The organism is Paractinoplanes globisporus DSM 43857 (assembly GCF_000379645.1).
Classification (GTDB): domain Bacteria; phylum Actinomycetota; class Actinomycetes; order Mycobacteriales; family Micromonosporaceae; genus Actinoplanes; species Actinoplanes globisporus.
This window is the reverse complement of sequence record NZ_KB903313.1, coordinates 87,726-107,551: the sequence shown is the minus strand read 5'-3', so window position 1 is coordinate 107,551 and position 19,826 is coordinate 87,726. Positions and strand designations below refer to the sequence as shown.

Annotated in this window: 19 protein-coding genes and 1 tRNA gene; 11 read left to right on the top strand and 9 right to left on the bottom strand. The window is 71.0% G+C overall.

Going from position 1 to position 19,826, the window contains the following annotated elements:
* Nucleotides 1-102: 102 nt before the first annotated feature.
* Nucleotides 103-798: a class I SAM-dependent methyltransferase gene (locus tag A3CQ_RS0127795; protein WP_040433048.1), complete on the top strand. Its 696-nt coding sequence runs from the start codon at nt 103-105 to the stop codon at nt 796-798.
* Here A3CQ_RS0127795 and A3CQ_RS0127790 read toward each other — a convergent pair.
* The gene (locus tag A3CQ_RS0127790; RefSeq protein ID WP_020514223.1) at nt 791-1,879 is read right to left on the bottom strand and encodes a serine hydrolase domain-containing protein; all 1,089 of its coding nucleotides are present in this window, start codon (nt 1,877-1,879) and stop codon (nt 791-793) included. The two genes, A3CQ_RS0127795 and A3CQ_RS0127790, sit on opposite strands and share 8 nt — an antisense overlap.
* A gap of 96 nt (nt 1,880-1,975) precedes the next feature.
* On the opposite strand from A3CQ_RS0127790, the gene A3CQ_RS0127785 reads away from it, so the two are divergent.
* Both A3CQ_RS0127785 and A3CQ_RS0127780 read left to right on the top strand, forming a co-directional pair.
* On the top strand, nt 1,976-2,470 hold the full coding sequence (locus tag A3CQ_RS0127785; RefSeq protein WP_020514222.1) for a RidA family protein: 495 nt from the start codon (nt 1,976-1,978) through the stop codon (nt 2,468-2,470).
* Nucleotides 2,460-3,947, top strand: coding sequence for a phenylacetate--CoA ligase family protein (locus tag A3CQ_RS0127780; RefSeq protein ID WP_020514221.1), 1,488 nt, complete (start codon nt 2,460-2,462; stop codon nt 3,945-3,947). Before A3CQ_RS0127785 ends, A3CQ_RS0127780 begins: the two co-directional genes overlap by 11 nt.
* Nucleotides 3,948-3,959: 12 nt before the next feature.
* On the opposite strand, the gene A3CQ_RS0127775 is transcribed toward A3CQ_RS0127780, so the two are convergent.
* Nucleotides 3,960-4,748, bottom strand: coding sequence for an SAM-dependent methyltransferase (locus A3CQ_RS0127775; protein ID WP_020514220.1), 789 nt, complete (start codon nt 4,746-4,748; stop codon nt 3,960-3,962).
* Nucleotides 4,749-4,912: 164 nt separating this feature from the next.
* Between A3CQ_RS0127775 and A3CQ_RS0127770 the strand changes: the two genes are divergently transcribed.
* Both A3CQ_RS0127770 and A3CQ_RS0127765 read left to right on the top strand, forming a co-directional pair.
* Complete coding sequence (locus A3CQ_RS0127770; RefSeq protein WP_157296419.1) at nt 4,913-5,512, top strand: hypothetical protein; 600 nt, start codon at nt 4,913-4,915, stop codon at nt 5,510-5,512.
* Nucleotides 5,513-5,633: 121 nt separating this feature from the next.
* Nucleotides 5,634-6,467: a phytanoyl-CoA dioxygenase family protein gene (locus A3CQ_RS0127765; protein WP_020514218.1), complete on the top strand. Its 834-nt coding sequence runs from the start codon at nt 5,634-5,636 to the stop codon at nt 6,465-6,467.
* A 121-nt stretch (nt 6,468-6,588) separates the two neighbouring features.
* On the opposite strand, the gene A3CQ_RS0127760 is transcribed toward A3CQ_RS0127765, so the two are convergent.
* The 7 genes from A3CQ_RS0127760 to A3CQ_RS0127730 all read right to left on the bottom strand — a co-directional run bounded on the left by A3CQ_RS0127760 (nt 6,589) and on the right by A3CQ_RS0127730 (nt 12,007).
* Nucleotides 6,589-6,672, bottom strand: a tRNA-Leu gene (locus A3CQ_RS0127760).
* 97 nt (nt 6,673-6,769) lie between these two features.
* Nucleotides 6,770-7,972 (bottom strand): ABC transporter permease, encoded by a 1,203-nt coding sequence (locus A3CQ_RS0127755; RefSeq protein ID WP_026206275.1) that lies wholly within the window; start codon nt 7,970-7,972, stop codon nt 6,770-6,772.
* A complete protein-coding gene (locus A3CQ_RS0127750) occupies nt 7,969-8,643 on the bottom strand; it encodes an ABC transporter ATP-binding protein (RefSeq protein ID WP_020514216.1) in 675 nt (224 codons plus the stop codon). The genes A3CQ_RS0127755 and A3CQ_RS0127750 overlap by 4 nt, the downstream gene beginning before the upstream one ends.
* On the bottom strand, nt 8,640-9,674 hold the full coding sequence (locus A3CQ_RS0127745; protein WP_020514215.1) for a peptidoglycan-binding protein: 1,035 nt from the start codon (nt 9,672-9,674) through the stop codon (nt 8,640-8,642). Before A3CQ_RS0127745 ends, A3CQ_RS0127750 begins: the two co-directional genes overlap by 4 nt.
* A complete protein-coding gene (locus tag A3CQ_RS54255) occupies nt 9,671-10,171 on the bottom strand; it encodes a hypothetical protein (protein ID WP_020514214.1) in 501 nt (166 codons plus the stop codon). The genes A3CQ_RS0127745 and A3CQ_RS54255 overlap by 4 nt, the downstream gene beginning before the upstream one ends.
* Before the next feature lie 25 nt (nt 10,172-10,196).
* On the bottom strand, nt 10,197-11,339 hold the full coding sequence (locus tag A3CQ_RS0127735) for a sensor histidine kinase (RefSeq protein ID WP_020514213.1): 1,143 nt from the start codon (nt 11,337-11,339) through the stop codon (nt 10,197-10,199).
* 14 nt (nt 11,340-11,353) lie between these two features.
* The gene (locus tag A3CQ_RS0127730; protein WP_026206280.1) at nt 11,354-12,007 is read right to left on the bottom strand and encodes a response regulator transcription factor; all 654 of its coding nucleotides are present in this window, start codon (nt 12,005-12,007) and stop codon (nt 11,354-11,356) included.
* A 203-nt stretch (nt 12,008-12,210) separates the two neighbouring features.
* Here A3CQ_RS0127730 and A3CQ_RS0127725 point away from each other — a divergent pair, with 203 nt between their 5' ends.
* From A3CQ_RS0127725 to hutH, 6 genes are read left to right on the top strand one after another with little or no spacing between them, the layout of a single operon-like run.
* On the top strand, nt 12,211-13,053 hold the full coding sequence (locus A3CQ_RS0127725; RefSeq protein ID WP_026206273.1) for a MurR/RpiR family transcriptional regulator: 843 nt from the start codon (nt 12,211-12,213) through the stop codon (nt 13,051-13,053).
* 12 nt (nt 13,054-13,065) lie between these two features.
* Complete coding sequence (gene hutU, locus A3CQ_RS0127720) at nt 13,066-14,697, top strand: urocanate hydratase (protein ID WP_020514210.1); 1,632 nt, start codon at nt 13,066-13,068, stop codon at nt 14,695-14,697.
* Entirely contained in the window at nt 14,694-15,872 is a 1,179-nt protein-coding gene (locus tag A3CQ_RS0127715) for an allantoate amidohydrolase (RefSeq protein ID WP_020514209.1), read from the top strand. The genes hutU and A3CQ_RS0127715 overlap by 4 nt, the downstream gene beginning before the upstream one ends.
* On the top strand, nt 15,869-17,149 hold the full coding sequence (locus A3CQ_RS0127710; protein ID WP_020514208.1) for a formimidoylglutamate deiminase: 1,281 nt from the start codon (nt 15,869-15,871) through the stop codon (nt 17,147-17,149). Before A3CQ_RS0127715 ends, A3CQ_RS0127710 begins: the two co-directional genes overlap by 4 nt.
* Nucleotides 17,146-18,282 carry an imidazolonepropionase gene (gene hutI, locus A3CQ_RS0127705; RefSeq protein ID WP_020514207.1) on the top strand — a complete coding sequence of 379 codons (1,137 nt, stop codon included), beginning with the start codon at nt 17,146-17,148 and terminating at the stop codon, nt 18,280-18,282. The genes A3CQ_RS0127710 and hutI overlap by 4 nt, the downstream gene beginning before the upstream one ends.
* Complete coding sequence (gene hutH, locus A3CQ_RS0127700) at nt 18,279-19,817, top strand: histidine ammonia-lyase (RefSeq protein WP_020514206.1); 1,539 nt, start codon at nt 18,279-18,281, stop codon at nt 19,815-19,817. The genes hutI and hutH overlap by 4 nt, the downstream gene beginning before the upstream one ends.
* The last annotated feature ends 9 nt before the right edge of the window (nt 19,818-19,826 follow it).

The window sequence follows — 19,826 nt, the reverse complement described above, 5'->3', positions numbered from 1 at the left end:
TGTTACCGCGATCTGATGCCGAATATAACAGGCTCGGGTGTTAACTCTGCAAGCATCGGTGTGGCTAGCCGTGATGAACCGGTGCTCGGGTACGGTCGGCGGGTGTTCTCGCCTCAAGGCCCGTCCCTGGGCGAACTGTGCGTCCAGGCCCTGTCCTCGGTCGAGCGCGGGTACGACCTGCTGGCGCCGAAATTCGACCACACACCATTTCGTACGCCCGACAGCATCCTCGAGCCGACCGTCGCGGCGCTGTCGTCACTCGGGCCGTTCGAGCGGGGTCTGGACGTCTGCTGCGGCACCGGCGCCGGCCTGTCGGTTCTCGCGCCCCTGTGTCCGGGCCTGGTCACCGGCGTCGACTTCAGCTCGGGCATGCTGGCCGAGGCGCGCGGCGCCCATCCGGAGGCCACGCTGGTGCGGGCCGACGTCCGCGCCCTCCCGTTCACCGCCGGCTTCGACCTGGCGGTCACCTTCGGAGCGCTGGGCCATTTCCTGCCGGCCGAGCGCCCCGCCGTCTTCGCGGGCGTCCACCGCGCGCTGCGCCCGGGCGGCCTGTTCACCTTCCCGATCGGCGCGCTCCCGCCGGTGACCTCGATCGCCCACTGGGTCACGCTCGGCTTCGACGTGGCCATGCGGGTCCGCAACGCGGTGTGGCGGCCGCCGTTCGTCATGTACTACCGCACGACCCCGCTCGACGCGGTCACCCGGGACCTGACCGCGGCCGGCTTCACCGTGGAGACGGCCGCGCTGACCAGTCCTCAGCTCAAACTGGTCCTCGCCCGCAAACCCCGGGTCACATGACGCCGGCGGTCATCGCGAGCTCGACCCCGCGTAGGTCGCCCACCGTGCCCGACATCTTGTTCATGACATAGCAGTACGTGGTGCGGGCGTCGAGGTCGACGATGGTCAGCGAGCCGCCGTAACCGCCCCAGTACAGGGTGTTGGGGTTGGACATCAGGCCGTCGCCGAGCGCGAAGCCCAGGCCGAACCGCACCGGTATGCCGAGGACCAGGTCCTTCCCCTCGACCTGCGGCCGGAGGGCCCGCCGCGCGGCGTCGACCTGCCCGCTTGCGAGGATCGTGTGCAGCCGCGCGACCGACCGGGCGTTGCCGGTCCCCCCGGCGGCCGGGATCTCGGCGGCGCGCCAGGCGCGGGAGTTGACCTCCGACACCTCCGGCCCCGGATTGGTGGCCACCCGGATCTGCAACTCGGTCCCGCCGAGCTCGGGCGGCCCGTCCGGCGGCGCGACCAGCTCGGCGACGCGCGCCTCCTCAGACTCCGGCAGTCCGATGTGGAAGTCGGCGTTCAGCGGGCCGGCGATCTCCTCCCGGAGCACGGTGCCCAGCGACCGCCCGGTGATGCGGCGCACCACCTCGCCGATCAGGTAGCCCTGGGTCAGGCCGTGGTACCCGCTCGCGGTGCCCGGCTCCCAGTCGGGGGCCTGCGCGGCCAGCAGGGCGGTCGCCTTCTCCCAGTCGTAGAGGTCCTCGGTGCGCATCGGCTCGTGCCAGGCGGCCAGGCCGGCCGAGTGGCTCATCACGTGGCTGACCTTGACGCCGGCCTTGCCGTTGGCCGCGAACTCGGGCCAGTACCGGGCCACCGGCGCCTCGAAGTCGAGCTCCCCGCGATCGGCGAGCCACAGGGCGACCAGCGCGGTCACGGTCTTGGTGGTCGAGTAGACGTTGACGATCGTGTCCCGCTCCCACGGCCGCGCACCGGCCGCATCGGCGAACCCGCCCCACAGGTCGACGACCGTCTCCCCGTCGACCGTGACGCACAGGGCCGCGCCCACGTCGACCCCGCGGGCCAGGTTGTTCGCGAACGCCTCGCGAACCGGCGCGTACTGCTCCCGGGCGAACCCGCGTACCAGATCCTCAGCCACGCTGCTGAATGTAGGTGCTCCCGTGAACCCGTCCCACCGAATATCGTGCTGGCGTCGGCCGCCTGACTCTCACCGTCGCGAACAGGGGTATCGCACATGCAGATCGAAAATCGGCTCCGCGAGCTCGGGCTCGAACTGCCCGACCCGATGCGGCTGCCGCCAGGCACCACGCTTCCGTTCCCGTGGGTGCGGACCCACGGCAACCGGGCCTTCGTGTCCGGGCACGGCCCGCTGCACCGGGACGGGTCGCTGGCCGGGCCGCTCGGCAAGGTCGGCCGCGAGGTGAGCCCCGAGGAGGCGTACGACGCCGCGCGTCTCACCGGCCTGGCCATCCTGGCCAGCCTGCGGCGTGAGCTCGGCGACCTCGACCGGGTCACCGCGTGGCTCCGGGTGTTCGGCATGGTGAACACCGCGCCCGGCTTCAACCGCATGCCGGCGGTCATCAACGGCTTCACCGACCTGATCCTCGAGCTCTGGGGCCCCGATGCGGGCAGACACAGCCGCTCCGCCGTGGGCCTCGCCGAGCTTCCGTTCGACATCCCGGTCGAGATCGAGGCCGAGGTCGCCATCGACGAGCGCCATGACCGGTGACCATGCCCGGGCGGTCCTCGACGGACTGCGCGCCTTCTACGACGCCCCGTCGGTGGCCGCGTCGGCGACCGGCGAGCCCACCGACGGCGTGGACCGCGCCCTGGCGCTGTTCGGCGAGGCGGCCGTCCGGGTGCCGGCCTATCGCGCGTTCCTGACCGAGCGGGGCATCGACCCGGAAGCCGTGCGGACGGCGGCCGATTTCGCCCGGCTGCCGCTGCTCACCAAGGACAACTACCTTCGCCGGTACGCCCTGCCGGAGCTGTGCCGGGACGGCCGGTTGCAGGATGCCGAGACCGTCGCCGTCTCCTCCGGGTCGTCCGGCCGGCCGACGGTGTGGCCGCGGACCGTGCTCGACGAGCTGGCGGTCAGCCGCCGGTTCGAGCACGCGCTGTACGCGAGCTTCCGGGCCGACGAGCGCCGTACGCTCGTGGTGGTCTGTTTTCCGCTCGGGAGCTGGGTCGGCGGGATGTACACCGCCGCGGCCTGCCGGCATCTGGCCGCCAAGGGTTATCCGCTCACCGTGGCGACGCCGGGCAACAACGTCGAGGAGATCCTGCGGGTCGTCACCGAGCTCGGCGAGCACTACGACCAGGTCGTGCTGGCCGGCTACCCGCCGTTCCTCAAGATCGTGATCGACGCCGGGGTCGCCTGGGAAAGATTCGCCATCCGGCTCCTGCTGGCCGGCGAGGTGTTCAGCGAGACGTGGCGTGACCTGGTCGGCCGGCGCGCCGGCATGACGAACCCGGTGGCCGACTCGGTGTCGCTCTACGGCACCGCCGACGCCGGCGTCCTCGGCAACGAGACGCCGCTCAGCGTGTCCGTCCGCCGCTTCCTCGCCGACCGCCCCGAGGTGGCCGAGGAGCTGTTCGGCACCCGGCGCCTGCCGACGCTCGTGCAGTACGACCCGGCCGACCGCTTCTTCGAGACGCTCGAGGGGACGCTGGTGTTCACCGGCAACGGCAGCGTGCCGCTGGTGCGCTATCACATCGCCGACGACGGCGGCACCGTCTCGTACCGGTCGATGATGGATTTTTGTCGTGGCCACGGCTTCGATCCCGAGGCCGGCCGGAGCGAGCGCGAGGCGGCCCGGCTGCCCTTCGTCTATGTCTTCGGGCGGTCGCTGTTCGCGGTGTCGTACTTCGGCGCCAATGTGTACCCGGAGAACGTCAGCGGCGCGGTGGAACGGGACGAGGTCAATGCCTGGGTCACCGGCAAGTTCGTGGTCTTCGTCGGGCCCGGCCCGGACGGGGAGCCGCGGCTACATGTGATCGTCGAGATCGCGCCCGGCGCCGAGCCACCGGACGGCGCGACCAGCTTGCTGGCCGACGCGGTCCGGTCGGACCTGCGCCGGCTCAACAGCGAGTTCGCCAACTACGTGCCCGACCGGCACCAGACGCCGGTGGTCGAGCTGCGTCCGGCCGGCGATCCGGAGTATTTCCCGGTGGGGGTGAAGCACCGATACACCCGGTCGTCCTGAGTCGTACTGCTATTACGGCTTGCGCCCTACGCCGCCGTACTGCTCGACCTCGCGTGCCTCGGTCTCCGGCCGCCACCGCGTCACCGGGACCAGGCCAGGCTCGACGAGTTCCAGACCCTCGAAGAACTGGGCGAGGCGGTCTGTGCTGCGCAGGTGGTACGGCAACGCGGCGGACTCGTTCCAGATACGAGCTGCCTCGACCACCTCGGGGGAGACGGGGGCACTGTCGTACAGAGCGAGGTAGCTGCCGGACGGCACGGCATCCATCGCCTTGCTGACCATGCCCTGCGCGACCGAGTCCTTCTCGACGTGGCCGAGGACGCCCATGAACAGAATCGCGACGGGCTCGGAGAAGTCCAGGGTGCGAGCGGCTTCGCGCAGCACCAGATCCATGTCGTGCATGTCGGCGTCGACGTAGCTGGTCAAACCCTCGGGCCGGCTCGTGAGCAGAGCGCGCGCGTGGGTCAGCACCAGTGGATCGTTGTCGACGTAGACGATCCGGCTCTCAGGCGCCGCCGATTGGGCCACCTCATGTGTGTTGTTGGCGGTGGGCAGCCCCGTACCGATGTCCAGGAACTGACGCACGCCGGCCTCGGCGGCCAGGTAGCGCACGGCGCGATTGAGGAACGCACGGCTGAGACGAGCATTCTCCGCAAGCTCCGGCTGACCAACCAGAATCTGATCACCGACCGCGCGATCGGCGGCGAAGTTGTCCTTGCCGCCCAGCAGATAGTTCCAGATCCGCGCGGTGTGCGGGATCGAGGTGTCCAGCTGGGGTGCCTTCTGCTCATCGTTCGACACGTGCGCGTCTTCCTTCTCGGATGGACCGATGCCGACGGATCGGCGCCAGCATAGACCCTCGCCGCCAACAGCCATTCACGCTCAGATCAAAGGCGACCCCCGTCCGCCGATCCAACGATCTCTGCAGAACGAATTGCTGGCGCCGCTGTGCTGTGCTGGTGACCGTGGGTATCGATGTGACCAGCTTCGCGCTACCGCTTGGCGCCGAACCGGTACGCGCGATCCGGGCTGACCGGAAGCTGTGGGACCTGGCCATCGGCCGGCCGCCGTTCGGTACCCGCTGGGGCGACGAACCGCTGCCGGACATCAGCCGGGCCCTTCTCGAGGTCGTCGCGGCCGGCACCGACTGGGCGTACCACTTCGCTGACCGCTCGCACGAGCAGGCCGAGTATGTCCTCGACCCGGTCGCCTTCCGCGCCGGTGGCAGGCATCGGGATGACCGCGAGCAGACCATGGCCTACCGCATCATCGGCGGCGCCGAGCTTTTCGCCGAGCACGCCATCAGCGGCCAGGGTTTCCCCTGGCGGTGCTCCACGGCGGCGTTCCTCGCCACCGCGGTCGAGCGGATCGACAGCCTTGACGTCGCCGGTGTCCGACGCGAGTTCTCGGTCGCCGAGATGGACGACCTCGGCCTCTACAAGGTCCATCGGGAAGAACCGGACGATCATGCTTTCGGCCGCGTGCTGGCCCAGCTCCGTGCCTTCGCCGACCATTGCCGCGCCGTCGCGGCCCGCGACCTCGACCTGATCATCACCCGGTACTGAACGAGCCGGCCGGGCTTGAGCCGAGAAGGAGGGCCTACAGCTGTGCCAGGGGTCACACTCCGGCGTCCGGACGGAGTAGCCTCTCGCGAGATACAGCGAAGAGGAGCCGAACACCCGAGGGATGGCCGTGGATTACAAGGTTGACGTTGACGGTTTCTGGCGTGATGGGTACACGATCGTCAAGGGGGTCTACACCCCGGACGAGATCGAGTCGTTCCGCAAGCGGGCGAGGGAGTCCGTGGGCTGGAACGGTGATCTGCTGTCGAACCCCAAGCTGAAGGACGTGCTGACCGATGGCCGGATGGCCGCGGTCGCCCGCAAGATCCTCGGCACCGACGAGATCGTCTACTCCGGCGACAGCAGCTTCACGATCAACTCGAAGTCGCACAACTGGCACAAGGACAACACCGATCGGGAAGACCCGAAGGGCCCGGACTGGACCCAAGGCCGGTACACGATGCTGCGGTTCGGCATCTACCTGCAGGACCACACCAAGCACAGCAAAGGGCTCAACCTGCGCCGCGGCTCGCACTTGACCACCGAGCTGATGGCCGGCAAGAACGTGTACGTCGCCACCGCCGTCGGCGACCTGGCCGTGTGGAGCATGGCGATCAGCCACTCCGGTAATGGGACGAAGCTGCGGTTCCCCTGGTGGATCGACCCGGAGCCGGCCATGGACGGCAAGTACCCGCGCTGGTGGATCCCGGCCAAGCCCAGTGGCGACCGGATGGCGCTGTTCGCCGGGCTGGGCGCGGACGACGCGCACCACGCGCGCTACGTGGACTACCTCAAGACCCGGACGTACATCTGCAACATGTGGCGACAGCACCCCTGGGACGACGAGACCCTGGCCGAGGCGAGCAAGGCGGGGCTGACCGTGCGCAACGTACCCAAGGAGATCGAGGGCGACGACACCGTGGGTAAGAACCAGTGGTGGCAGCCCATGCCCTACTGACCGGCCCTGCCTTCGGGGGTGGCGCTCCGCACCAGCACGGCACCCGTGCTCGATAGCGAGTCGGGTGCCGGTTGGCCGCGCCCCGAGCGATTGGGACTCGAACTCTCGCAATGCCCTACGGTGCGGAAGAAGGGACTCGAACCCTCACGTCCTCTCGGACACGGGCACCTAAAACCCGCGCGGCTGCCAATTTCGCCACTTCCGCCCGAATTACCCCACGGGCAATTCGCTGAGCAGAGTTTAAACGGTCGCAGGTCAAGCCATGGTCACGGCTGCGCGTTCGGGTCCCGATCGGGGAATCGCTACGGGTTGGCGAGGGCCTCAGTGGGTGGCATCCGGGCCGCTCGCACGGCCGGGTAGAAGCCGGCCAGACCGCCGATGAACAGGGTGGCGAGGATCCCGCCGGCCATCGCCCAGGCGGGGACGACCGTGGACCAGGACTGGGCGGTCGCGAAGATCGCGGTTATGCCGATGCCCAGAACCACGCCGCCCAGGCCGCCCAGCAAGGAAAGCAACAGGGCCTCGGCGAGGAACTGGGTGCGGATCTGGCCGCGGGTGGCGCCCAGCGAGCGGCGCAGGCCGATCTCCGAGCGGCGTTCCAGGACCGAGATGACCATGGTGTTGGCCACGCCGACGCCGCCGACCAGCAGGGCGACGCCGCCGAGGCCGAGCAGCAGGGCACGCAGGGTCTTCTCGGTCTCCTGCTTGGCGGCCAGCGCGTCCGAGGGGCGGGAGACGTCCACCTCGCCGGGGTCCTCGGGGTTGGCGGTGGCGCCGAGCAGCGGCTGCACGGTCGTCACGGCGCTCTCCGCGGCGCGGGTGTAGATCGTGGTCGGATGCCCGTCGAAGGCGAGCTGCGCCCGGGCTTCCGGCCACCCGACGAAGGCGCCGTAGTCGAAATCGGAGATCAGGTCGTTGGGCGCGAGGATGCCGACCACGGTGAACCACCGGCCGCCGAGCCAGACCAGCGAGTCGGGGCCGGTCTCGATGACCGCGAGGCTGCTCGCGGCGGCCGAGCCGAGCACGACGGTGGGGTAACGCCCGGTCGCCTCGGTGAGCCAGGCGCCCACCGCCGTCCGCGACCGGATCACCGAAGGCAGATCGGTCCGGGCGGCGTAGACGATGATGCCGCCGGTCTGCCGCTCCGGGATGTGGTCGTTGCGGTAGATCCGGGCCTCGGTCCGGCCGACAGCCGAGACCGACTCGACGCCGGGGATCGCGGTGATCATGCCGATCGCCGTGTCCGGCAGGTGGACGGGCTCGTCGCCGAAACTCTGCCCGGGCGAGACGGTCAGCAGGTTGGTGCCGAACGCGCTGAGCCGCCGTTCGATCTCGTGGGCCGACGACGCGGAGATGCCGACCACGCCGACCATCGCCGCGATGCCGATGGCGATGCCCAGTGCGGACAGGATGCCCCGCAGCGGGCGGGACCGCAGGCCGTAGCCGCCGACCCGGATGACGTCGGCCGGCCACATCCGGGCCGGCTTGAGCCGTGGGGCGCTCATCGGCGTACCTCCTCGGCGATTTTGCCGTCTTTGAGCCGGACCTCGCGCGGCAGCACGGACGCGATGTCCCGGTCGTGCGTGATGATCACGACCGTCGTCCCGCCGCCGTGCAGCTCACGCAGCAGGTCCATCACGGCCGCGCCGGAGACCGAGTCGAGGTTGCCGGTCGGCTCGTCGGCCATCAGAAGTGGCGGGTCGCCGAGGACGGCCCGGGCCACGGCCACCCGTTGCTGCTCGCCGCCGGAGAGCTGGTGCGGCAGATGCTGTAGCCGGTGGCCGAGGCCGACCCGGCGCAGCGCGCGTTCCGCCTCCCGGCGCCGGTATCCGCGCTGCTTCCCGCCGTAGAGCAGGCCGTCGGCCACGATGTCGAGCGCGGGCACGCCGGGCGCGAGATGGAACTGCTGGAAGACGAAGCCGATGGTCCGGGCCCGCAACGCGGACAGCTCCCGGTCGCTGAGCCCGGCCACGTCGTAACCGTCGATCTCCAGGCTGCCCGCCGTCGGCCGGGCGAGCGTACCGATGATGTTGAGCAGAGTGGACTTGCCGGAACCGGACGGGCCGACGACCGCCAGCAGCTCGCCCCGCTCGATCAGCAGGTCGGCGGAGTCCAGGGCGGAGATGGAGCCGTACCGCTTGGAGACCCCGGCGAGGTGGACGATCGGCCCGCTCATCGCGGCACCCCCACGGTCAGCCCGGCGACGACGCCGGGGCCGGAGATCTCCACGTAGCTGTCCGCGAACATGCCGGTCTTGACGGGCAGGTAGCGGCCGCCGGTCACCACCGCGTACCCGCCGCCGGGACGAGCCACCAGCGCTTCGACGGGCACGGCCAGCACGTTCGCGTGGGTCTCGGCGGCGAGCTCGACCTTGATCGTGGCGATCTGGTACCGCCCGAGCTTCCGCTGGTCGGTCACGGTCAGCTCGACCGGCACGGTGGCGCCGTCGCCCCTCGCGTTCGAGGTCGGTGTGCCGATGGCGGTGACCTTCGCCGGCGCCTTGCCGCCGTCGGGCAGCTCGACAACCGCCGCAGCACCGGGCCGGACCAGGTCGGCGTAATCGGTGTCCAGGTCGATGTCGACGACCCGGGCGGTGCCGGTCCACTTCAGCAGGACCCCGGCTGCGGCCGCGCCGGGCAGGGAGACGAGCTCGGCGACGCGACGTGCCCCCGATGACACCACGGCGTCGCCCGGTCGCACCGCGCCGGTCCGGTCTTTTCCAAGATCTTTTTGCCAATCCCGTACGGCGGAAGCCGTGGCCGCCGTGTATTGATCGTCGACCGTGAACCCGGTGTAGCCGAGGGCGCTGAGGTTCCGTTCGAGCTGCCGCACGTCGTCGCCGCGGCTCCCGGTCGACAGCGTGCGGTAGAGCGGAATCGAGCCGTACAACAGCGGAACCCTTTCCTGGTCGACGCGGTAGACGGTGTCCCCGCGCTCGATGACCGCCCCCACGATCGGCAGCCAGGTGACCATGCCCCCGCCCGGCGCCGCCTGCACCGGAGACGCGTCGCCGTGACCGAGCCGGCCGCCGACCGTCTCGCTGCGGGTCAGGGAGCGTTTCGCCACCGTGGCGGTGGCCGGGGGCGCGGTGAGCGCGGCGCCGGCCGGGGTGGTGCCGCGGCGGCCCAGCAGCCCGGTGGCCGCGGCCACGATCGCCGCCACGACCACCACGATCGGCACCAGAACGAGTACGCGGCGGCGGCTCACGAGTTGTTCACCGAATGCAGGCTGCCACCCGGGAAATGCGACTCGCAGGCCTTCTGAGCGTTCCGGAAATCGGTCGAGCCGCCGTTGATCCCGGTTCCGCTCAGCCGGAGCGTAATGGTATTTCCGGTCACCTCGGGGTCGGGGAAGTTCGGCAGCTTCGCGCGCATGCACTTCGTCCAGTCCGCGAGCTTCGTGGAATCGACGCTACCGCCGCCCTCGTCCTCGTCGTTCTGCGGGTTCTTGTCGCGGCAGGCCTCCAGCGCCTTCTTCCCGTCCGCGGACTCCAGGTCCTTCGGGCTGCTCATCTCGACGCCGCCGTCCTTGCGCTGCGGATCGGGGAAGTTCGGCACGCCATTCGCCCGCATACATTTCGCGTACGCCAGAGCCTTTTGGAAGTTGTCGTCGTCGGACGATTTGTCGCCCAACTGGCCGCACCCGGCGACCGAACCGAGGAGGAATGCGGTGACGATCAGCAGTTTCTTGAAATTCGTCGACATGCATTGTTTTCTACGCCCCGACCGGTCACACGACGGGCACAAAGACCACGCGGACGTCGAGGCCGCCCTCGGGCCGGGCGCGCACGGTGAGCTCCGCGGCGTGGGCGACGGCGATCGACTGCACGATGGACAGCCCGAGGCCGTGATGACCGTCGTCCCGGGCCGTCCGGTCGAGCCGCTGGAAGGGGCTGAGCAGCCGGTCCACCATCTCGGGCGGGACCGCCGGGCCGGTGTTGGCCACCTCCAGGAAAGCGCGCCCGTCCTCGGTGCCGGTGGCCACCTCCACCCGGCCGCCCGGGACGTTGTAGCCGGCCGCGTTGTCGACCAGGTTGGCCACGAGGCGCTCGACCAGGGCCGCGTCCCCGACCACCGGCGCCGGCCGCAGGTCGCTCTCGACGATCACCTCGGGCCGGGCGGCCTTGAGCACGTCGCCGGTCAGGATCGACAGGTCGATGCTCTCGCGGCGGTCGAGGCCGCGCTCGCTGGTCGCCAGCACCAGCAGCGAGTCGAGCAGCCGGGCCTGCTGCTCGCTGACCACCATCAGCTCCGCGAAATGCCCCCGGAACGCGTCGGCCGTCGCGGCCGGGTCGAGGACCGCCTCCTCGAGCAGGGCGTGCTCCAGGGTCAGCGGGGTCCGCAGCTCGTGGGCCGCGTTGGCGACGAACCGCTTGTGCGAGTCGAGCGCCGACTCCAGCCGGCCGAGCAGGCCGTCGACGGTGTCGGCGAGGCTCTTGAGCTCGTCGCGCGGCCCGGCGACGGCCAGCCGCTCGTGCACGTTGCGCGCCGAGATCCGCTGGATGCGCCCGGTCATGGTCTGCAGCGGCCGCAGCACCCGCCCGGCGACCAGCCAGCCGAGCACGGCCGCGAGCACCGACATGATCGCGAGCGCGACGCCCGACTTCACCAGCAGCTGATGCAGCATGTCGGCCTGCTGCTGCTCGCCCAGCTTCTGAATCGCCTGGCCGACGCGCTGCTCCGAGCCCGCCGGCAGCGTGCCGACCAGATAGGTGGTGACGTTCTCCGCCCCACCGGCCACCTTGCTGTGCTGGGTCATCACGACACTGCCCGACCCGTTGGCGACCAGCAGATAGGTGATGCCCAGCAGGACGGCCCCGGATACCAGGAAGAGCACGCCGTACAGGAGAGTCAGTCGCAGCCGCACGGTCATGAGAAACTCCCCTGTCAGATCCGGTACCCCGCCCGGGGAACGGTCTCGATCACCGGCGGCTCGCCGAGTTTCGCCCGGAGCCGGTTCATGGTCGCCTTCACGGTGGTGGTGAACGGGTCGGCCTCGGAATCCCACACCCGATCCAGCAACTCCTCGGCCGAGACCACCCGCCCCTGCGCGGCCAGCAGGTATTCCAGCACCGCCAGCTCCTTGGGATTGAGCGGCAACCGGGCGCCGTGGCGGGTGGCGACCCGCTGAGCCGGGTCAAGGGCGAGGTCCCCGCGGGTGAGAACGGGCGGAAGTGCCGTCTGCGTACGCCGCCCGAGCGCCCGGATGCGGGCCACGAGCTCGGGATAGGCGAACGGCTTCGGCAGATAGTCATCCGCGCCGAGAGTCAGCCCCTCCACCCGATCGGCGATGGTCCCGGCCGCGGTCAACATCAGCACCCGAGTCCGCGACGACTCCCCCATCAGCCGCCGGCACACCTCGTCGCCGTGCACCCCCGGCAGATCCCGATCAAGCACAACCACGTCGTAGTCGACCTCGACGGTGCGATCGAGCGCCGCCCCACCGTCATACTCGACATCGACGGCCATACCCTCGCGCCGCAGCACCCGAGCCACAGAATCGGCGAGCCGCACGTGATCCTCGACCACCAGGACTCTCATCCGCCACTCTCCCCGGCCTCCGAGACAGCGTACGAGTGAAATGGTCACACGCCCGTCACACCGAGCCAGGCCTGACTGGTGAACTGCCCTTATACGCAAGGGCCTCCGCCGATGTGGCCACCCGGGTAAGCGAAAACGGCTAAAACGGCACAGGAGGCTGGCGGGTCTAGCGCTCTGAAAGTTTTTATGCATAAGCTGCGGGCGTGAATGGAGATGGGGCTCGGTCCGTTCTCGACCTGTTCCACGGGGCGCGGCTCACGCCTACTCAGCGGCGGATTGCGCACTGCCTGGTCGAGCACTCGGGAAAGGCCGCCTACTTCTCCGCGGCCGAGGTGGCCGATCTCGCCGGGGTCAGCCAGCCGTCGGTGACGCGGTTCGCGATGGCGCTGGGGTATGAGGGCTATCCGGCGCTGCGGCGGCGGCTGCGGGATCTGACCGGGGACGACTCGGCGGAAGTGCCCGCGGCCGGGGGAAATGCCATGCAGTTGGCGGTACGGGCCGAGGCCGAGCACCTGGCTCGGCTGCACGACCAGCTCGCGCGGCTCGACGACGTCGAGCGGGCGGCACGGCTGTTGAACGAGAGCCGGCCACTGCCGGTGCTGGGGCTCCGGGCCGCGGCGCCGCTGGCGGGGTATTTCGGATACTTCGCGGCGAAGGTGCACCCGGACGTGCGGGTGCTCGACACGGGCGGCACGCCGCTGCTCGACCGGCTCGATCAGGCGCGGGCGGCCGGTGCCGGTGCGATGCTGGCGGTGGTGTTGCCGCGGTACCCGCGCGAGTCGCTGGACGCGATCGCCGAGGCCAAGCGGATGGGGTACGCGGTGGTCGCGATCACCGACTCGGCGGTGAGCCCGGTCGCCGACCACACCGACGTGGTGCTGCCGGCTGCGGTCGGCACGCAACTGGTCTTCGACCTGCACACCGGGCCGATGGCGATGGCCATGGTGCTGTTGCAGGCGATGTGCGACGCGGCGCCCGAGCCGGCGCAGCGCCGGCTGGAGGAGTTCGAGGCGACGGCCGCACGGCGGCACATTTTCACGGCATAGGAGGGGACGACGATGCCCGAGATCCGGGCCGCGCGCGGTACGACGTACACGGCGAAGGGGTGGCCGCAAGAGGCCGCCAAGCGGATGTTGATGAACAACCTCGACCCCGACGTGGCCGAAAGGCCTCAAGATCTGGTCGTCTACGGCGGGACCGGCAAGGCCGCCCGCGACTGGCCGTCCTTCCACGCGATCGTCCGGGAGCTCGACGAGCTCAAGGGCGACGAGACGCTGCTGGTGCAGTCGGGCAAGCCGGTCGGCGTCTTCCGCACGCACGAGTGGGCGCCGCGCGTGCTGATCGCGAACTCGAACCTGGTCGGCGACTGGGCGACCTGGCCCGAGTTCCGCCGGCTGGAGAAGCTCGGCCTCACGATGTACGGGCAGATGACCGCGGGCTCGTGGATCTACATCGGCACCCAGGGGATCCTGCAAGGGACGTACGAGACGTTCGCCGCGGTCGCCGCGAAGCGGTTCGGCGGCACCCTGGCCGGCACGCTGACGCTGACCGCGGGCTGCGGCGGCATGGGCGGCGCACAGCCCCTGGCCGTCACCATGAACGGCGGCGTGTGCCTGATCGTCGACGTTGATCGAGCAAAATTGCAGCGCCGCGTCGACACCCGATATCTCGATGTCATCGCCGACAACCTCGATGACGCCATAAATCGAGCGATAACCGCTAAGTCCGAAAAGACGCCCATCTCGATCGGCGTCGTCGGCAATGCCGCGGTGATCTTCCCCGAGCTAAAGATAAAAGGCGTGGAGATCGACATCGTCACCGACCAGACGAGCGCCCACGACCCCCTGAGCTACATCCCGATCGGCGTGGAACTGGAAGACGCCGCCGAACTCGCCCGGACAAAACCGGAGGAGTTCACCGACCGGGCCCGGGCGTCCATGGCCCGGCACGTCGCCGCGATGGTCGCGTTCATGGACGACGGCGCCGAGGTCTTCGACTACGGCAACTCCATCCGCGGCGAGGCCAAGACCGGCGGTTTCGAGCGCGCCTTCGACTTCCCCGGCTTCGTCCCCGCGTACATCCGCCCGCTTTTCGCCGAAGGCAAAGGCCCGTTCCGCTGGGCCGCCCTCTCCGGCGACCCGAAGGACATCGCCGCCACCGACAAGGCCGTGCTCGATCTCTTCCCGGACAACGAACCTTTGGCGAATTGGATTCGCCTGGCCGGCGAGCGGGTCGCCTTCCAGGGCCTGCCCGCGCGGATCTGCTGGCTCGGCTACGGCGAGCGGGACAAGGCCGGCGTCCGCTTCAACGACATGGTCGCCCGCGGCGAGATCAGCGCGCCCATCGTGATCGGCCGCGACCACCTCGACGCCGGCTCGGTCGCCTCGCCCTACCGCGAGACCGAGTCGATGCTCGACGGCTCCGACGCGATCGCCGACTGGCCGCTGCTCAACGCCCTGGTCAACACGGCCAGCGGCGCCTCCTGGGTGTCGATCCACCACGGCGGCGGCGTCGGCATCGGCCGCTCGATCCACGCCGGGCAGGTCTGCGTCGCCGACGGCACTCCGCTGGCCGGCCAGAAGATCGAGCGAGTGCTCACCAACGACCCGGGCATGGGAGTGATCCGCCACGTGGACGCGGGCTATCAGTCCGCGGCGGCGGCCGGCGTGCACATCCCGATGGCGCGATGAGCGCCGAGGTCTTCTCGGGCCTGTGGTCCGAGATCGAGTCCATCGGCCGGGTGTCGAGCGGCGGCTACATGCGGTACGCCCTGGACACCCCCGACCTCGTGCTGCGCGACTGGTTCCGCAACCAGGCCGACCGGCGCGACATGCCGGTCACCGACGACGGCAACGGGAACCTGTTCGCCTGGTGGGGCGACGCGTGGGGCCGCGACGCGGTGCTGACCGGCTCGCACTTCGACTCGGTTCCGCACGGCGGCGGCTACGACGGCCCGCTCGGCATCGTCAGCGGGTTCCTCGCCGTCGACCAGCTGCGGGCGGCCGGGCACCGGCCGGCCCGCCCGATGGCCGTGGTCGCGTTCGTCGAGGAGGAGGGCGGCCGGTTCGGGCTGCCCTGCCTCGGCTCGCGGCTGCTCACCGGCGCGATCGACCCCGCGAAGGCGGCCGCCCTCACCGACCGTGAGGGGGTCACGTTCGGTGAAGCACTCGGAGCGACGCCGGCCGGTCCGCTGCCGGGCCTGACCAGCCGGATCAGCGCGCTGGTCGAGCTTCACATAGAGCAAGGACGGCAACTCGAGGTGCCGGTCGGGGTGGCCAGCGCGATCTGGCCGCACGGCCGCTGGCGGTTCGACTTCACCGGGCACGGCGACCACGCCGGGACGACCCGGATGGCCGACCGGCGCGACCCGATGCTGACCTTCGCGTACACGGTGCTGGCCGCGAACAAGGAGGCCCGGCTGGCCGGCGCGCACGCGACGATGGCCCGGGTCGAGGTCGAGCCGAACGCCACCAACGCGATCCCCTCGCTGGTGCGCGGCTGGCTGGACGCGCGAGCAGCGGACACGGCCACGATGGACGGCGTCGTCGACGCGGTGGTGAAGCGGGCGACCGAGCGGGCCGGCCGCGACGGCACCGAGGTGGCGGTGACGTCCGAGTCGCTGAGCGCGGAGGTCACTTTCGACACCGAGCTCGCGGCCCGGATCGCGGGGATGCTGGGCGACGCCCCGATCCTGCCGACCGGCGCCGGCCACGACGCGGGCGTGCTGTCGGCGCAGGTCCCGACGGCGATGCTCTTCGTGCGCAATCCGACCGGCATCTCGCACTCGCCGGCCGAGCACGCCGAGCCCGATGACTGCGCGGCCGGCGTCGACGCGCTGGCGACGGTCCTGCGGGAGCTGACATGACCGTCTACCACGCCGCGTACGCATGGCTCGGCGACAGTGTGGCCCGCGACGTCCGCATCGAGGTCGCCAATGGCCGCTTTGTCAGAATAAACACCGGTGAGACCGGCGAAGTGGACATCCGGCTCCCGGGGCTCGTGCTGCCGGGGCTCGCCAACGCGCACTCGCACGCCTTCCACCGGGCCTTGCGAGGCCGCACCCATGGCGAGCGCGGCAGCTTCTGGACCTGGCGCGAGCAGATGTACCGGGTGGCCGCCGAGCTCGATCCCGACCGCTATCTGCGGCTGGCCCGGGCGACCTACGCCGAGATGGCGATGGCCGGCATCACCGCGGTCGGCGAGTTCCACTACCTGCACCACGGCCCCGACGGCACGCCGTACCACGATCCCAACGCGATGGGTCACGCCCTGATCGAGGCGGCGCGCGAGGCCGGCATCCGGATCACCCTGCTCGACACGCTCTACCTCCAGTCCGGTGTGGACGGTAAGCCGCTCGAGGGCGTCCAGCGTCGCTTCGGCGACGGAGACCCGCAACGCTGGGCCGAGCGGGTGGCCGCTCTGAGTGCCGCGCCGCACGCTCGCATCGGCGCCGCAATTCATTCCGTACGCGCGGTGCCCGCTCACCTGCTCGGCGAGTTGGCGGGTAGACGCCCGCTGCACGTGCACCTGTCGGAACAGCCGGCGGAGAACGAGCAGTGCCGCGCGGTGCACGGTTGCACCCCTACCGAACTGCTCGACCGCCACGGCATCCTCGGCCCGGACACCACCGCCGTGCACGCCACCCACCTCACCGACCAGGACGTGAAGGCGCTCGGCCGCTCCGGGACCGGGATCTGCATGTGCCCCACCACCGAGCGCGACCTGGCCGACGGCATCGGCCGCGCCCGGGACCTGGCCGACGCCGGCTCGCCGATCAGTCTCGGCAGCGACAGCCACGCCGTGATCGACCCGTTCGAGGAGGCCCGCGCCCTGGAGATGGACGAGCGCCTGGCCACCCGCCGGCGCGGCCGGTTCTCGGTCGCCGAGCTGGTGACGGCGGCCGCCAACCACGCGTCGATCGGGTGGGAGGACGCCGGGACGATCGCGGTCGGCAGTCGGGCCGATCTGGTCTGCGTGCGGCTCGACTCGGTGCGCACGGCCGGCGCGGAGCCCGAGGGGGCGATTCTCGCGGCGACCGCCTCCGACGTCACCGACGTGATCGTCGACGGCCGGCACGTCGTCGCCGGTGGCCGGCACACGGTGATCGACGTGTCGCGCGCGCTGGTCGGAGCGATCGGATGACGCTGCTCATCGACGACATCGGCGAGCTGCTCACCAACGACGGGCCGCCGCTGAGCAACGCGGCCGTGCTGGTCGACGGGGAGCGGATCGGCTGGGTCGGGCCGAGCGCGAAGGCCCCGGCCGCCGATCGCCGGGTCGGGGTGGACGGCGCGGCGGTGCTGCCCGGCTTCGTGGACAGCCACGCCCACCTGGTCTTCGCCGGGGACCGCGCGGCCGAGTTCGCGGCGCGGATGGCCGGCGAGCCGTACACCGGCGGCGGGATCCGCACGACCGTGGCCGCGACCCGGGCGGCGAGCGACAACGACCTGCGGCGGAACGTCACGCGCCTGGTGACCGAGGCGCGGCGGCAGGGAACCACGACCATCGAGACCAAGAGTGGGTACGGGCTCAGCGTCGACGACGAGGCCCGGTCGCTGCGGATCGCCCGCGAGCTGACCGCGGAGACGACGTTCCTCGGCGCGCACGTGGTGCCGGCCGGGGTCGACCCCGACGCGTACGTCGATCTGGTGCGCGGCCCGATGCTGGCGGCCTGTGCCGCGTACGCGAAATGGGTCGATGTCTTTGTTGAACGCGGCGCCTTCGACGCCGAGCAGGCGCGGGAGATCCTGATCGCCGGCGCGAAGCTGGGGCTGGGCCTGCGCGTGCACGCCAACCAGCTCGGGCCCGGTCCGGGCGTGCGACTGGCCGTGGAGCTGGGCGCCGCGAGCGCCGACCACTGCACCCACCTGTCCGATTCCGATGTGGACGCGCTGGCCGGCTCGCCGACGGTGGCCACGCTGCTGCCGGGCGCCGAGTTCTCCACGCGGTCCGCCTATCCCGACGCGCGACGGCTGATCGACGCCGGCGTCACCGTGGCGCTGGCCACCGACTGCAACCCGGGCTCGTCGTACACGTCGTCGATGCCGTTCTGCATCGCTCTCGCCGTACGGGAAATGAAAATGACCCCCACCGAGGCCGTGCACGCCGCCACGGCCGGCGGGGCCCGCGCGCTGCGCCGCGACGACGTCGGGGTGTTGCGCGCCGGGGCACGTGCCGACCTGATCGTCCTGGACGCGCCCTCCCACCTGCACCTGGCCTACCGGCCGGGAGTCCCCCTGATCCGAACCGTTCTGCACAACGGAGTGCTTCAATGATCACCGTTACCGTCCAACCCACCGGCGTAACCCCCGCCGAGGTCGCTGCGGTCGCCCGCGGCGACGCCCGGGTCGAGCTCGCCCCCGCCACCGTCGAGGCCATGGCCACCAGCCGCGCCATCGTCGACCGGATCGAGGAATCCGGCCGCCCGGTCTACGGCGTCACCACCGGATTCGGCGCGCTCGCCAACACCTTCGTGGCGCCGTCCCGGCGGGCCGAATTGCAGCACGCGCTGATCCGCTCGCACGCGGCCGGGGTCGGTGCGCCGATGCCGCGCGAGGTCGTGCGGGCCATGATGCTGCTGCGGGTGCGCTCGCTCGCGCTCGGCCACTCGGGCGTGCGGCCGGTCCTTGCCCAGGGCCTGGTCGACCTGCTCAACCACGACATCACCCCGTGGGTGCCCGAGCACGGCTCGCTCGGCGCGTCCGGCGATCTGGCGCCGCTCGCACACTGCGCGCTCGTGCTGCTCGGCGAGGGCTGGGTGGTCGGCAAGGACGGCGAGCGGCTCGCCGCGGCCGAGTCGCTGCACACCGCCGGCCTGACGCCGCTCGACCTGGCGGCCAAGGAGGGTCTCGCGCTGATCAACGGCACCGACGGCATGCTCGGGATGCTGCTGCTCGCACTGGACGACTGCCGGCATCTGTTCGCGATCGCCGACGTGACCGCGGCGCTGGCGATCGAGGCGATGCTCGGCTCGGAGCGGCCGTTCCGGCCCGAGCTGCACGCGATCCGGCCGCACCCGGGTCAGGCCGCGTCGGCCGCGAACATCCTGGCGCTGCTGCAGAACTCCGCGATCATGGATTCACACCGGGACGACCTCGCGCACGCGGTGCAGGACGCGTACTCGATGCGCTGCGCTCCGCAGGTCGCCGGCGCGGCCCGGGACACGCTCTCCTTCGCCTCGGAGGTGGCCGCCCGCGAGCTGGTCTCGGTCGTCGACAACCCGGTCGTGCTGCCCGACGGCCGGGTCGAGTCGACCGGGAACTTCCACGGCGAGCCGCTCGCCTTCGCCGCCGACTTCCTCGCCATCGCGGCGGCCGAGGTCGGCTCGATCGCCGAGCGCCGGGTCGACCGGCTGCTCGACGTGACCCGCTCCCGCGAGCTACCGCCGTTCCTCTCCCCCGACGCCGGCGTGAACTCGGGCCTGATGATCGCCCAGTACACGGCGGCCGGGATCGTCGCCGAGAACCGGCGGCTCGCCGTGCCGGCCTCCGCCGACTCGCTGCCCACCAGCGGCATGCAGGAGGACCACGTCTCGATGGGCTGGGCCGCCACCAAGAAGCTGCGCACGGTGCTGGACAACCTGACCAGCCTGCTCGCGGTCGAGCTGCTCAGCGCCGTGCGCGGGCTGCAGCTGCGGGCCCCGCTCACGCCGTCGCCGGCCGGGCGGCTCGCGATCGCGGCGCTGGCGCCGTTCGCCGGGGCGCCCGGGCCCGACATCTTCCTGGCGCCGGTGCTCGAGCAGACCCGCGCGGTCGTGGCCGGCCGTGAGCTGCGCGCGGGCATCGAGGCGGAAATCGGGGCGCTGTTGTAGTTAACTACC